Here is a 13,228-nt window from a genome sequence, read left to right as displayed (position 1 = left end):
CACAGTCCAAGGAACCTTTATGAGTCAAGTGTTTATCCGCGATGCGGTGATCAATGATGTGCCGCTTATCTATCATTTTATCAATCAACTCGCTATTTATGAGAAAGAGCCGGACGCGGTCACTGCCACGGAGCAGGACATTGAGCGCACATTGTTCGGTGAAGGAGCGACCGCCCATAGTGTGATTTGCTTTGATAGTGAGGCGCCTGATGCTGAGCCAATCGGCTTTGCAGTGTACTTTTTCAATTATTCTACTTGGTTGGGCCGCAATGGCCTGTACCTTGAGGACTTATATGTTAGCGAAGATAAGCGAGGTCGAGGTGCAGGCAAGGCATTGATGCAATTTCTTGCCCGTCGCGCGATTGAAAAAGACTGTGGCCGTTTTGAGTGGGTGGTGCTCGATTGGAACAAGCCAGCGATTGACTTCTATGAGAGTATCGGCGCGCAAGCACAAGGTGAGTGGATTATCTATCGCTTAGATGGTGAGCAGCTGCACCAGTTTGCGCAATGAGGTTAGTAAATTAACAGCTATAAATAAAAATGATTTGCATTAACGTTTATCTGTGTTTAAGGTAGTGATATGACCCACAGTGACGTGAATGTAAATCAGAATGAGCCAATCTCCATTAACTGACTTGCCTTGGGTGCAATCCGCACTCACCCCTTGGCAAGTCGATATTCAAGCCGGTAATCACGCATTCAACGCTAAGCAGTGGCACCTCGCCAGAGATAAATACACTGTTGCTTACCAACTTAGCTATCGCTTGATGGCGCAATTTTTAACGTTAAAAGATGAGGGTGTGCGTTGCCAAGCATTGGCGCAATGTAGCCCTGCTATGGTAGTGGCCGCCCATAACCTCGCAGATACTTTCATTCGCCTTGGTAACCTAAGTGGCGCTGCACACACGCTTACTCAAGTGCATGCCAATATGCTGGCGTTGCGTCAGCACTCTGATCCAAGTGTCATGCACATTGGCGCTATCCATAGTGATAAAACCTATGCGCAACTGATGCACTTCGCCAAGCTCTATGGCCCCAACCCTGAAACTCATAAGCAACTACAACACGCGCTTAATCAGCACAGTGTTACACACCCCACTTTTCACTAAATAAGGAGTGACGATGGCATTTCAACTTCCAGAATTAGCTTACGGCTATGATGACCTGGAGCCTCATATTGATGGCCGTACCATGGAAATTCATCATACTTTACATCACCAAACCTACATCAATAAGGCCAATGACGCCTTGAAAGACAGCGAATATGAGGGCAAAGGGGCACATTGGTTGTTGCGTAACATCGCTACGATAGATGAGGCACTGAGACCGGCGGTCCGTGATCACGTCGGTGGGCATGCCAATCACAGTTTGTTTTGGCAAGTGATGAGCCCCTCAGGTGGCACTGAGCCACAAGGTGCGTTAGCTCAGGCTATCAAAAGTGACATAGGGAGCTGGGAGGCATTTAAGAAGCAGTTTACGCAGGCGGCGTTAACGCAGTTTGGAAGTGGTTGGGCATGGCTGGTGGTTGATAGTAGTCATCGACTTCAAGTGGTCAACAGTGCCAATCAAGATAGCCCACTAATGGATGGATTAACGCCTATTCTAGGTTTGGATGTATGGGAGCATGCATACTACTTACAGTACCAAAATCGCCGACCAGAATATATTGAAGCCTTTTATGAGGTCATCGATTGGCCAGCGGTGGAGGCGCTTTTTCATCAAGCAACAGGGCGCTAAGTTAATTTTATATTGAGTGTAAAATCTGGCTAGGTATTCGCGCATTTTACGATAAGCTGATCACAAGACTTAAAGTAAAGTGAGTGTAGAGCATGTATCCCCCAGATATCTGCCAAACAGCCCGGATGAGCCGTGACAAGCGCTTTGATGGGCTCTTTTACGTTGCAGTGCGTAGTACCGGCATTTATTGTCGGCCTATTTGCCCAGCCCCTGCGGCAAAAGAGCATAACGTGCAGTATTATCAGCATGCACATCAGGCAGCCTTAGCCGGCTTTCGACCCTGTTTGCGCTGTCGCCCCGATGCCAGTCCAGGCAGTTATCCTTGGCTGGGCGCGCAAACAACCGCACTGCGTGGCAAAAAGTTAATTGATCAAGGGCAATGGCGTGAGGGAGGGTTACCCGCGCTGGCGGCGCGCCTAGGGGTGTCGCAAAGTTATATAAGTCAATTATTCAAACGACATTATGGTATCGCACCTGGCCAATACGCCCAGTTTGTCCAGTGCCAGTTTGCCAAACAGCTATTGCAGCAAACACAGCTAAAAATTACTGACATTGCATTCGCTTCAGGCTTTAACAGTGTTCGGCGCTTCAATGATGCATTTAAACAGCTTCTAAAGCTCACTCCGAGTGATATTCGTAGCCGAAAGTCGCCTACGCAGCAGCATATTAATTTGTTTTTAAGTTTTCGCCCGCCTTATGACTGGCCTTCTATGCAACAGTTTTTAGCAAAGCGGGCGGTCGACCCTGTAGAGTGGGTTGACGCCAACAGCTATGGTCGCACCTTTGAGTATGCATCCTGTAAAGGCCAGTTTAATGCTGTTTTTGACCGGGCCAAACAAGGCTTTTGGGTTGATATTACCCTCACGGATTGGTCTTATTTACAGGCTGTAGTGGCGAACATTCGCCGTGTTTTAGATTTGGATGCCGATACTGAGGTGATAAATCAGCAACTGCATCGTGCTTTCGGGGAGTCTCTGCCGCTTAAACAAGGGCTCAGGCTGCCAGGCATTTGGGAGCCGTTCGAAGCGGGCATCAGGGCGGTGTTAGGGCAACAAGTCAGCGTTAGTGCTGCAAGACAGTTAAGCAAAACCTTGGTGGCATCGCTCGGTGATGAAGGGCGCTATTTTCCCAGTGCTCACCAAGTGGCGCAAAGTGAACTTAGCTTTTTTAAAATGCCCGCAAGGCGTAAACAGGCGCTTATTGATTTAGCCCGGCATGTGAGCAGCCATGGCATTGACGATGTAGACGCTTGGTTAACCATAAAAGGTATCGGCCCTTGGACTGTAAACTATGCGAAAATGCGTGGTCTGAGCGACCCTGATATCTATTTAGGGGGGGACTTGGGGGTCAAAAAAGCGCTGCAACACCTGCCGAGCCTAAACCCCGAGGCCTGCGCACCGTTTCGTTCTTATTTAACCTTTCAGCTATGGCAACAATTATGACTATGTACCAAACAACGCTAGAGACGCCGATAGGCGCCTTGTTAATCCAAGCCACCGATCATGGCCTGTGTTATGTCGGCTTTGATATGGGCCGTGCCCAAAGTGGCCTTAGTTGCAACAACGACCAGCTAAATCAGGCACTCTATCAGCTACAGCAGTACTTTGATGGTACTCGGCAAACATTTGATGTGGCTATTGATGTCGCCGGCACTGATTTTCAAAATCAGGTGTGGAATGCATTGATGACGGTAGGTTATGCAACTACATGCAGCTACGGTGATATTGCCAAGTTATTAAATAACCCTAATGCAGTGCGCGCTGTGGGCGCAGCGAATGGTAAAAACCCTATCAGTATTATCGTGCCTTGCCATCGTGTTATCGGCAGTAACGGCACGTTAACTGGCTATGCCGGTGGGGTGGACAAAAAACAATGGTTGCTAGCGTTTGAACAGGCCCACTACGACGACTAAACTAAAACACAATCAATTCAGCTAAGTGGTCTTAAATGGTCCGGTTCTTCCTTTTCATGGTGGTTATAACAGTTGTTTGTTGCCGCGTAGCATTGGCAGCTAACAGCAATCTGCGAATAACCCTTTGTTATGAGGACAAAGAGGTGGTGCCGTTTTACATGGGACAAACCCGAGAGGTGCCTACCCACAACCCCGGTGCTAACATAGAAGTGATCCAACAATTACAGTCACGTCTAGAGAACGTGCGTTTTGCATTTATTCGCAGACCTTGGAAGCGCTGTTTAGATATGGTTGAAAAGGGCGAAGCGCAAGCATTAATAGGCAGCTATCGAAAGCAACGACTCTCTCGGCTGCGTTATCCTATGGTTAATGATGACGTTGATACAGATCGTGCCCTGAGTAAAGTGGGAAGTTGTTTTATTGGCAATCGTGAATTTCATGAGTTCTGGCCAAGAAGACACTATTTGCAACAGCAAGGTGTGGCGATTGCCTTGCCGCATGGTTACGCTATTGCCCAGCGCTTAAACGATCAGCCAGTTTTTGTGCATTTTGTTTTTTCGCAGCAAGACGCATACCGGCTACTGGCCAACAGGCGTGTACACGCAGTGATGGATTTTTGCCAAGTTGGTAATCAGAACCTATATGTTGAGCCCGCCGATATCCAAGGGGTGAGCCCACTTTATCCGCCTTTTGATGTGCACTATGGCTATCTTATCTTCGCCCCAAAATTTTACCAGGCCTATCCGCACAGAGTGGAACGTATATGGGATGCGCTAAAAGGCTTGGATACCACTGCTATTTACCGACGCTATCTACAAATTCGCGATTAGTGTTGTTTAAAGCTCTCTGAGAGGAGATATGACTTTCATAAAGCCTTAGTGTAAGCTTGGCGCGCGAAAAAAATGGATAACAATCACTATGGCTCAACTCTATTTCTACTACTCGGCGATGAATGCTGGAAAGTCCACAACCTTACTGCAATCGGCTTTTAACTATCGTGAGCGCGGTATGCGTCCTATGATTATGACTGCCGCGATCGACGACCGATCAGGTGTTGGTAAGGTTGCCTCGCGAATTGGCTTGCAGGCCGATGCCTATGTCTTTGACGGTGAGTCTGATGTGTTTGCACTTATCCAACAGCAGCACCAAATCCAGCCGGTAAACTGTGTGTTGGTGGATGAAAGCCAGTTTTTGTCGAAGCAGCAAGTGTGGCAGCTCACCGAGGTTGTCGATCAGTTGCGCATCCCCGTTTTATGCTATGGTCTACGCAGTGACTTCCTTGGTGAACTCTTTGTCGGTTCACAATATTTATTAGCCTGGGCTGATAAGCTGGTGGAGCTAAAAACCGTATGCCACTGCGGCCGCAAAGCCAACCACGTACTGCGCTATGACAGCGAAGGAGCGGTGGTCGCCAGTGGCGACCAAGTGCAAATTGGTGGTAACGAGCGCTATGTTTCCGTGTGTCGTAAACATTATAAGCAAGCCCTCAATGACCCGAGTACCACTCAGCAAAGCAATTGCTCTAAGCGTGCTTGACGTTCACTCTGTGGCATAAAGCTCCAAGCAAGAAAGCGGCTGACTTTTTGCCCTTGGGCCATATTCACCACCTCAATATTGATGGCCCCAGCCTTACGCAAGGTGTTTTTGAGGGCCCTGAGATTGTCTTTTTTTGAAATCAATGAGCTAAACCACAGTACCTGCTCGGCATAATGGCTGCTTTCTAAAATCATATCGCGCACAAAGCCAAGTTCGCCACCTTGGCACCACAGCTCATTGGCACGACCGCCAAAGTTGAGGTGCGCCCCCTTTGTTTGGCCTTTAAGATTACGCCATTTGCGCTCGCTCCCAGCCTGCGCGCTTTGTTCGCTGTCGTGAAAAGGCGGGTTGCACAGGGTGGCGACTAAGGTATCTTGGGCTTTAACTATGCCGTTAAAATAACTACTTGGACGTTTTTGTTGTTGTACCTTGATAGGTAATTGATTGAGTTGTGCTAACTGCTTAGCGAGCTTGACAGACTGGGGGTCGATATCACTGGCAACAAACTGCCAGTTAAATAGTTTATGACCTAAGATAGGGTAAATGAGCGATGCGCCGGTCCCCACATCCAACACTCTTACTTTATGATGCGCGACATCTAAGCCGCTGTCGTTAGCAAGTAGGTCGTGTAAGTGGTGCACATAATCGGCTCGCCCGGGAACCGGGGGGCATAAAAAGCCGCTGGGTAAATCCCATATATCAATGTGATAATGGTGTTTGAGCAGTGCTTGGTTGAGTGTTTTTAACGCGTTTGGGTCGCTGAAATCGATACTTGGCTGGCCATCGCGCCGAGTAATAATGTGGTTCTCTAAGCTAGGTAAGCTTCGACACAAGGCGTCGAAATCATAACCGTTGGCGTGACGGTTCTTCGGATGCAAGGGCAAACTCTATTCGGCTAAAAGCACCATTATAGAGAAAATCACTCTGTTGCTGTAGTGCTTTATGACTGACGAAGAGCGCTACATGCGCTCATATTGCTCATCTTTAGTTTCATTGCTTTTCTTGACACCTCTGGCCTATTCATCACGCGAGCATAGCTGTTGTGGCTAAATAGTGACTGAATTATGTTACTTGTTGATAACATTTGATGCTGGTACGATGAGTAAAAAAGAATAAGCAGTATCAAGTATGAGCGATATTATTCAACAGTCGGTATATATTGATTACAGTGAGCAGCAAACCCTGCATTTACGTTATATTGCGCAAGATAACGCCACAGGTCCAGCCATCTTTTTTATGCATGGTGCTGTTGAAAATGGCAAGATTTTTTATACGCATTCGAATAAAGGATTAGCGCCTTTTTTAGCTAAACATGGATATCGATGTTATGTCGCCGACTTATGTGGTCGTGGTGAAAGTAAGCCATCAATAGGCCCTGGGGCCAGTTATGGGCAAACCGAGGCCATATGTCATGAGATCCCAGCGTTTTTGAGCAAAATAACGGAGCATGCCGGTGAATTTCCTCGTTTTTGGGTCGCTCACTCTTGGGGCGGCGTGTTATTCAACAGTGTCTTTGCTCGCTTTCCTGAGTACATAAAGAAAGTCAGTGCCTGTGCATATTTTGGATCCAAGCGCTCATTGTATAACCGTCACCCTAGTAAATTCCTTAAAGGCAATTTGGTGTGGTATTGGTTGGCACCAAAAAAAGCGAAGAAATATGGCTATTTGCCTGCGCGTAAACTGAAGTGGGGCAGTGATGACGAAACCGTTAAATCACACTATCAAAGTATGCAGTGGGCAAAGGTAAGGCCTTGGATTGATAGCGACGATGGTTTTGATTATGGCCATGCCATTAAACGCTTGGCGTTACCGCCAACGTTGCACATCGCAGGGGTGAAGGATAAAGCGCTGGCACAACCCATAGATATAAAGAAGTTTATGCAAGAGTCAGGTTGTGGCATCCAAGAATTTAAGTTGTACGGGCGCAGTCATGGCCATCATCATGACTATGGTCATATTGACATGCTTACTCATCCCCAAGCGCAGCGGGATCAGTTTCAGGATGTACTGGCCTGGTTTTCACGCTACGGCTAAAGCATTCGCTAAAGGCTTGCTCATATTCTTTGTAAGCTTTGTTCGCATCTTTATAGACGGGTTCACGCACTTGATGGCGACTCAAGGTCGTCACCGCGTGATGTGATTCAAAATAGCGCAAGCATTGTTGTGTGTAACTTAACTCTAGTTTACTGAATATTTTCCGTAGCGACTGTTCAGGTTCTTGCACTAATTGTTCGTAATGTATCGTGATCAGGTTCTCACCCAATGTGTCTCGCCAGTGTTGCATCAAATTATCATAGCCTTCGTAGTAACGAGCTAAGGTGTCCATATGGCAGAAAAAGGGCTCATTGGCGCCAAAGTAATGACAAAATACCGACCAAGCCATGGGCTGGAAATTACGTCTCAAATCGATAAACACGGCATTCGGCATCAGTGCTTGAATAGCTCCGAGAGCCTGAAAGTTAGCGGGGAGTTTATTGATCACGACACGGTGAGCGAGTTGATGCTTGGTCAGTTCATCAACGTACATCTGTCGCAGTCGGTTACGAATATCGGTGTTCGTATTGGCCATGCATTGTGGGAAAGGAGCTTCATTGACCGCGCTCAAATAAGCCATCAGTTTGGCGCTAATAACGTCGTTTTCACCCAGGCTTGCTATGCTTGGGTGCTGACACAACATTTGCTCTAACAGGGTGGAACCCGTCCGTGGCATGCCAACAATAAACACCGGAATAAAGCTGGCCTTTAAGGTGTCTTGTTGCTCAGCAATAAAGGTTGTTGAAAACTGCGCTATGAGCGTGTTGATGTACTGCTCGAAGCCCTCGCCTAAAGGCGTACACATGGTATATTGCATTTCATTGGCTAAACGATAGTGAGCAAAGGCCTGAGTTTTGTCACCACTGTTATGATAGCTTTTTGCCAAGCTGTAATGCAGCACCACTTTGGCTTGCGTGCTACGGCTTGCGCTAAGCAGAGTGTGCATATGAGCAATCTGTTTAGAAGTGACATTATTACCTTTCAGTTGGCTTAACTCATAGTATATGTATGGGGTGACTGGGTGATCGGGGCAGCCCAAGCCATTGAGCAGAGCCTGCTTAGCTTTTTTGATATAGCCATAGGTAAGATGGTGCAGGGCTAAGCGATAAAAGGACTCGCCGTTATGAGGAGCAATTTTGGTGCAGTAGTGCAGTACTTCATAAGCATCACTACGTTTCTCTAGGCCGTCAAATGCATCGGCAAGCGCAAATAAAGGGTCGAGTACTTTAGGAAGCCTTTGGCAGGCTTTTTGTAGCAAATAGACTGCCTGAGGGTACTTCTCTAAGCGGATGGCAATGCGACCCAAACCAAACAGTGCTTCGCCTTGATTCGGGTCGGCTTCAAGCGCCGATTTAAAATGAAACTCGGCTTCCTTCAGTTTGTTTTCACTTAGCAGCTGATTCGCGCGCTCTAAAATAGTCATAGTGATTCGGTAAAGCTTTTTAATTCAACATACCGTGCGGCCTGTGTCGACGCAAGCATAAAAAAGGCGGGCTTTACGCCCGCCTGTGGTGTGGTTAATGCGCTTCTATTAGAAGCTATAAGTCGCTTTTACGTAGTAATAGCCACCATTGAAACCAAACGGCGAGGTTTCATAGTACAAGCCACCCCAATTGTTATTAGGAATACCTGTACGGTCCTCGAAATCTAAAGGCTCTGCCTCTTGGTCGAAGATGTTTTGTGCACCCACAGATAGACCGATGGCTTCGGTGGGGTAGTAAGTCACCTCCGCATCAACCGTTACTGCGGCATCGGCCATTTTTGCTGTTTGGTCGAAGTCAACATGAACACCTTGGTACTCACCGAAGTAATTCACGCGCACAAAGCCAGAGAATGAATCCCATTGTTGTGACCAAGTTGCTGTACCACGATGATTAGGTAGGTCTTCCTCTAGGCGCTGTACTTTAAAGTCGCCGGTAATATCACTGAAGCTGGTCACTTCAGTTTCATTCCAGTTGTACGCCAAGCTAAAGGTTGAGAAACCATCGAGTAAATCAGTGCTGTAGTTGGCTACGATATCTACACCCTCAGTGGTGGTGTCGAAGTCATTGGTGAAGAAACTGACTTGTGCAAGCTGGTCGACATTCGGCACACCTGCTTGTTTTAAGATGTCTTTATCTTCATCGCTAAGCACGATTTTTTCTGATTGACTGATACGGTCTTCTACATCGATGTTGTAGTAATCCATGGTTAGATAGAAATCACCGTTTTGGTAAACCGCACCGAAGGTATAGCTATCAGACTCTTCCGGCTGTAGTTCTTCACCACCGAGTTGAACCGCAATCGGGTTAGTTGGTGGTAATAGCGCCGAATCAACCAACACGCCACTGCTTAGGTTCGTTTGCACGTTACTAACGTTTGCTTGCCCAACAGTAGGCGCACGGAAACCAGTGCTTAATGAACCACGCAATGAGAACATGTCATTAATAGTGTAATGACCGGTTACTTTGTAGTTAGTTGTTGAACCAAAGCTGTCGTAATCTTCATAGCGCAGCGCCCAACCCATTAAAAAGTTCTCAGTGAATGGTGTTTCGATATCAATATAGGCAGCATAGTTGCGGCGTGTGAATTCACCGGCTTGTGAAGGCTTAAAGCCAGGGAAGCCGTTAGAACCAATACTGAAGCCTTGCTCTGTTAGCGGACCGATTTCAAATGAATCTTCATCGCCAGCGATCACGGTGAAGGTTTCTTCACGCCACTCAATACCACCGGCAACGTTGGCATCGTAATACAAGCCCCAATCAAAGGTTCGGGTGATATCGAAGTTAAATGTTTTCTCTAGCTGCTCGTATTTACCTGGTGAGAAATCGCGCGGTGTTTGCGGACCTAAAGAGGCATTTACGGTGTCATAGAGGAAGTAGCGTGAGGCGTTATAGCCCACTGAGCCACTGGCATCATAGAGCCAACCTTTGAGCCAGCCATCGCTAAACTCACCTTTTACACCTGCCGTGAATGAGGTGTCAACGATATTACCGCCGAAGTTTGGCGTAAAACCACCAGGAAGAATTTCATTAAAGGCAAAGCAATCAGGGTTATTGGCAACGCCATTAATGTACTCTGGGTTGTCCAGTACGTTATCGTCAATTTGGATATTGGTTGGGCAGTTGCCGCTCATATCGCCAGTTAAATCACCCACCAGCAGCGTTTCACCGCCATCATTGGAGTACACACCTGGGCGTGTATGCGGGTTACGATAATAGAAGCCACCACGAACATCACGCTCAGAATAGTTTCCGAACATGTAGAACTCATCATCATTGGTTAGCTCTAAGCCAACATTACCAAAAATGGAAATGTCGTCTTCAATCTCTGGGGTACCCCAAATTTGTGCAGGGTCGTCAATATCCGGGACGCCCGCCGCTGTTAACGCAATCGCGTCAGCGCGCTGAGTACTGCGACTTGTCGCATCAGCATTTTTATATTGAAAGCTTAAGTTAGCGAAGCCGTTATCAGTGAACGGTAAACCAATGTTACCCGCAATTTGGGTGCTATCACCGTCGCCTTCGTAGTATTGCCCATGACGTACTTCAAACGTACCCCCTTCGCTGGCATCTTTAAGCACGAAGTTCATTACCCCAGCAATTGCATCCGACCCGTACTGCGCCGCAGCACCGTCGCGCAATACTTCTACTTGTTTCAGCGCGATGCTTGGGATCACTGAAATATCAGGGCCTTGTGCACCATCGTTAATACCACCGCCTAAAAATGCGATGACCGAGGCGCGATGGCGGCGTTTGCCATTGAGTAAGACTAGTGTGCTATCAGAGGGGAGACCTCGCAAGTTGGCAGGGCGCACAAGCGTTGCTGCGTCACTGATAGGGTTACTATGTACATTAAATGATGGAACAGTGCCTTTAAGCACTTCTAACATATCGGAATTACCCACCTTACTGAGCTCTTCACCGCCGATAATGTCAACCGGAACAGGAGAACTACCGATAGAGCGTGGTGCAGCACGAGACCCTACGACGGCGATTTTTTCAATATTTTTCGTTTTTTCAGCATTGCTCTCGTCTTCAGCAAGTGCATTACCGGTGTGTAGCAGCGCTACCGTTGATGTGGAAAGAAGTGCGCAGCGAACGGCTGCTTGCAGAGTTCTGTATTTCAACTTCATATTGTATCCCCCAGTTAGTATACAGATTTATGATTCTTTGTTGTCATTGTGTATAAGGTATCTATACATGTTGTTTACAATAGATTCAACACAACAATAACTTTTGTTACAAAATATTAGACCTAAGTGGGAGAAATTGCATGGTGCTAGCGTCTAGGAGTTATCTGTGTGACAATCATTTAGTAACTACTTAGTGAAGACCTTATGCGCATCTATCGTTTATTCCATCGCGCTCCAATCCGCGTGCTGCTTATTTCTCGGCGGCGACAAAAATTGAAATTACGTCGCGCGATGGTGACGGTGAAGTGGGCCTTGGCGCAAGAACGCCAAGAAACAAAAGAGATGCTGGATATTTACCGACGCTACACGCGTGGTAACGCCACTAAGCATGAACTCAAAGTGGCGAATGAACAGTTTGTAGATATTTTAAAGGGGCTGGGTTTAGGCGTGTTTGCAATACTGCCATTTGCACCTATTACCATCCCCCTTGTTGTTAAAATTGCCAAGCTGGTAGGGGTTGAGGTGTTACCTAGCTCGTTCAGTCACCCTAAACCACCAGCTAAGAATTCATCCCGCTGCGACGACAATTCCCCTCCTCAGGACTAGTTTAGACACTGGAGTGCCCAACTAGGCGGCGCTCAGCTAACTGCCCGGCTGAGTGGGGAGGGCTGTGTTGTTGTCGATATACACATTGCGACTAAGGGGATCAATGTAGAGAAAATCGCTGTCCGGGGCGAGTTCATATTCGTTTCCAGAAATATGTACTCCATCGAAAGAAGCGTGATCAGAGTAGCTGTAGGTTCGCACAATATCACGCCAGTTAGTTTCCTCGGCGAAGTGGACTTGCTCAAAACGGTTATCGCGCACGGTCAACGCGTGCACAGGACGCAGTTGCTCTCTGCCAAGGCTATTTAGGCGCAGACCAAATCGAGTGTTATGAATAAAGTTTTTCTCAAACATAATGTTATCCCACGGGATTTGTCGGGGAGCTTGAGAGTTCGGGTATAAGTTCATAACAAACCCATCAATGTTCATAAAGCGATTATGAGCGACCCACAAATCTGAGTAGTAGCTCACCTCAAATGCGGTCTTGTTAATATCCTTAAAGGTATTGAACAACACATTCGCAGTTTGTGCTGGCGCACGAGTTGAAAGCTTAAGGGTACAACTCTCAAATTCATTGTCCAACACCACAATATCATTCACCCCTCCCACGTAAGAGTTTGTCTGTGCTTGTGTTGTTGTCACTTGCCGACACTGACTAAAGCGGTTGCTGGCGATCATGACTTCGCGGGTATTGGTGGTGAAATAATCGGCTTCAGGCCCAGAGGTCACGCGCAAAGCAGCATCACCAAAGTTGCTAAACTCATTGCCGATAATTTTTACGTTTGTAGCCGAGGCGATATACACACCTTGTTTGCCCCAGGTGCTAACTTGGTGACCGTTATGGAGCCCTTGAAAATGTAACGAGCTCAGGGTGAAGTCTTGCGCTGGTTTAACGTAAAGCAAGTATTCTCCAGAAAAGTTTGCACACTTTTTTAATTTACTCTGTGTAAAAGAGCGCAAAGTGATTTGCTCACTGTGTTGCAACACTAAGGTGGTGCACACATCGTAAGTGCCCTCAGCAAAGATAAGTGTGTCACCTTTGGCCAGTGAGTCGAGGGCGCTTTGTATCGCTACGCTGTCATCTTGTTGATCATCGGCTGTGGCGCCAAAATCGCCGACATGCACATTTTCTGCGTGGGCAACGAAAGAAAAAAGTAAAAGAAAGTAAATAAATCGCGTCATGATGGATCCTTGAAAATAGATAATTCAAAGTCGTGGTTCTGACTGGTAATGCGATGTAGGGAACCGGTTACCTTTAGCATAGTGTGCCATCCTTAGAGTCTCAATGT

General features: G+C 47.1%; 13 protein-coding genes. 9 read left to right on the top strand and 4 right to left on the bottom strand.

All coding sequences use genetic code 11. The features are described 5' to 3' along the window. Positions 1 to 19: 19 nt before the first annotated feature. The 7 genes from MHM89_RS05875 to MHM89_RS05845 all read left to right on the top strand — a co-directional run bounded on the left by MHM89_RS05875 (position 20) and on the right by MHM89_RS05845 (position 5,185). The gene (locus MHM89_RS05875) at positions 20 to 511 is read left to right on the top strand and encodes a GNAT family N-acetyltransferase (protein WP_022944477.1); all 492 of its coding nucleotides are present in this window, start codon (positions 20 to 22) and stop codon (positions 509 to 511) included. 100 nt (positions 512 to 611) lie between these two features. After that, complete coding sequence (locus MHM89_RS05870; RefSeq protein ID WP_239408346.1) at positions 612 to 1,109, top strand: hypothetical protein; 498 nt, start codon at positions 612 to 614, stop codon at positions 1,107 to 1,109. A gap of 13 nt (positions 1,110 to 1,122) precedes the next feature. Beyond that, positions 1,123 to 1,737 (top strand): superoxide dismutase, encoded by a 615-nt coding sequence (locus MHM89_RS05865; RefSeq protein ID WP_239408345.1) that lies wholly within the window; start codon positions 1,123 to 1,125, stop codon positions 1,735 to 1,737. 92 nt (positions 1,738 to 1,829) lie between these two features. After that, a complete protein-coding gene (locus MHM89_RS05860; RefSeq protein ID WP_239408344.1) occupies positions 1,830 to 3,179 on the top strand; it encodes an AlkA N-terminal domain-containing protein in 1,350 nt (449 codons plus the stop codon). Positions 3,180 to 3,181: 2 nt separating this feature from the next. Further along, on the top strand, positions 3,182 to 3,649 hold the full coding sequence (locus MHM89_RS05855) for a methylated-DNA--[protein]-cysteine S-methyltransferase (RefSeq protein WP_040643080.1): 468 nt from the start codon (positions 3,182 to 3,184) through the stop codon (positions 3,647 to 3,649). 143 nt (positions 3,650 to 3,792) lie between these two features. Continuing rightward, on the top strand, positions 3,793 to 4,479 hold the full coding sequence (locus MHM89_RS05850) for a hypothetical protein (RefSeq protein WP_239408343.1): 687 nt from the start codon (positions 3,793 to 3,795) through the stop codon (positions 4,477 to 4,479). 88 nt (positions 4,480 to 4,567) lie between these two features. Beyond that, the gene (locus tag MHM89_RS05845) at positions 4,568 to 5,185 is read left to right on the top strand and encodes a thymidine kinase (protein WP_053910801.1); all 618 of its coding nucleotides are present in this window, start codon (positions 4,568 to 4,570) and stop codon (positions 5,183 to 5,185) included. Here the strand turns inward: MHM89_RS05845 and rlmF are convergent. Next, positions 5,155 to 6,063 carry a 23S rRNA (adenine(1618)-N(6))-methyltransferase RlmF gene (rlmF, locus tag MHM89_RS05840; protein ID WP_138587522.1) on the bottom strand — a complete coding sequence of 303 codons (909 nt, stop codon included), beginning with the start codon at positions 6,061 to 6,063 and terminating at the stop codon, positions 5,155 to 5,157. The two genes, MHM89_RS05845 and rlmF, sit on opposite strands and share 31 nt — an antisense overlap. Positions 6,064 to 6,313: 250 nt before the next feature. Here rlmF and MHM89_RS05835 point away from each other — a divergent pair, with 250 nt between their 5' ends. Further along, the gene (locus MHM89_RS05835) at positions 6,314 to 7,219 is read left to right on the top strand and encodes an alpha/beta fold hydrolase (RefSeq protein ID WP_022944470.1); all 906 of its coding nucleotides are present in this window, start codon (positions 6,314 to 6,316) and stop codon (positions 7,217 to 7,219) included. Here MHM89_RS05835 and MHM89_RS05830 read toward each other — a convergent pair. Further along, positions 7,152 to 8,642 (bottom strand): sulfotransferase, encoded by a 1,491-nt coding sequence (locus MHM89_RS05830; protein ID WP_239408342.1) that lies wholly within the window; start codon positions 8,640 to 8,642, stop codon positions 7,152 to 7,154. The two genes, MHM89_RS05835 and MHM89_RS05830, sit on opposite strands and share 68 nt — an antisense overlap. A gap of 108 nt (positions 8,643 to 8,750) precedes the next feature. Continuing rightward, positions 8,751 to 11,333 (bottom strand): TonB-dependent receptor, encoded by a 2,583-nt coding sequence (locus MHM89_RS05825; RefSeq protein WP_045979007.1) that lies wholly within the window; start codon positions 11,331 to 11,333, stop codon positions 8,751 to 8,753. Positions 11,334 to 11,537: 204 nt separating this feature from the next. Here MHM89_RS05825 and MHM89_RS05820 point away from each other — a divergent pair, with 204 nt between their 5' ends. After that, positions 11,538 to 11,939 carry a hypothetical protein gene (locus MHM89_RS05820; RefSeq protein WP_239408341.1) on the top strand — a complete coding sequence of 134 codons (402 nt, stop codon included), beginning with the start codon at positions 11,538 to 11,540 and terminating at the stop codon, positions 11,937 to 11,939. A 36-nt stretch (positions 11,940 to 11,975) separates the two neighbouring features. Here MHM89_RS05820 and MHM89_RS05815 read toward each other — a convergent pair whose 3' ends face one another. After that, entirely contained in the window at positions 11,976 to 13,121 is a 1,146-nt protein-coding gene (locus tag MHM89_RS05815; protein WP_239408340.1) for a glycosyl hydrolase family 28-related protein, read from the bottom strand. Positions 13,122 to 13,228: the final 107 nt, after the last annotated feature.

The sequence above is a fragment of the Pseudoalteromonas sp. CNC9-20 genome, from assembly GCF_022347875.1.
Classification (GTDB): domain Bacteria; phylum Pseudomonadota; class Gammaproteobacteria; order Enterobacterales; family Alteromonadaceae; genus Pseudoalteromonas; species Pseudoalteromonas ruthenica.
Note: the sequence above shows the minus strand (reverse complement) of the source record. Positions and strands in the feature narration are given on the sequence as shown.

Coding starts and splice junctions, on each gene's coding strand:
- MHM89_RS05875 (WP_022944477.1), top strand. CDS start 20: ATGAGTCAAGTGTTTATCCGCGATGCGGTGATCAATGATGTGCCGCTT.
- MHM89_RS05870 (WP_239408346.1), top strand. CDS start 612: ATGAGCCAATCTCCATTAACTGACTTGCCTTGGGTGCAATCCGCACTC.
- MHM89_RS05865 (WP_239408345.1), top strand. CDS start 1,123: ATGGCATTTCAACTTCCAGAATTAGCTTACGGCTATGATGACCTGGAG.
- MHM89_RS05860 (WP_239408344.1), top strand. CDS start 1,830: ATGTATCCCCCAGATATCTGCCAAACAGCCCGGATGAGCCGTGACAAG.
- MHM89_RS05855 (WP_040643080.1), top strand. CDS start 3,182: ATGTACCAAACAACGCTAGAGACGCCGATAGGCGCCTTGTTAATCCAA.
- MHM89_RS05845 (WP_053910801.1), top strand. CDS start 4,568: ATGGCTCAACTCTATTTCTACTACTCGGCGATGAATGCTGGAAAGTCC.
- MHM89_RS05835 (WP_022944470.1), top strand. CDS start 6,314: ATGAGCGATATTATTCAACAGTCGGTATATATTGATTACAGTGAGCAG.
- MHM89_RS05830 (WP_239408342.1), bottom strand. CDS start 8,642: ATGACTATTTTAGAGCGCGCGAATCAGCTGCTAAGTGAAAACAAACTG.
- MHM89_RS05825 (WP_045979007.1), bottom strand. CDS start 11,333: ATGAAGTTGAAATACAGAACTCTGCAAGCAGCCGTTCGCTGCGCACTT.
- MHM89_RS05820 (WP_239408341.1), top strand. CDS start 11,538: ATGCGCATCTATCGTTTATTCCATCGCGCTCCAATCCGCGTGCTGCTT.
- MHM89_RS05815 (WP_239408340.1), bottom strand. CDS start 13,121: ATGACGCGATTTATTTACTTTCTTTTACTTTTTTCTTTCGTTGCCCAC.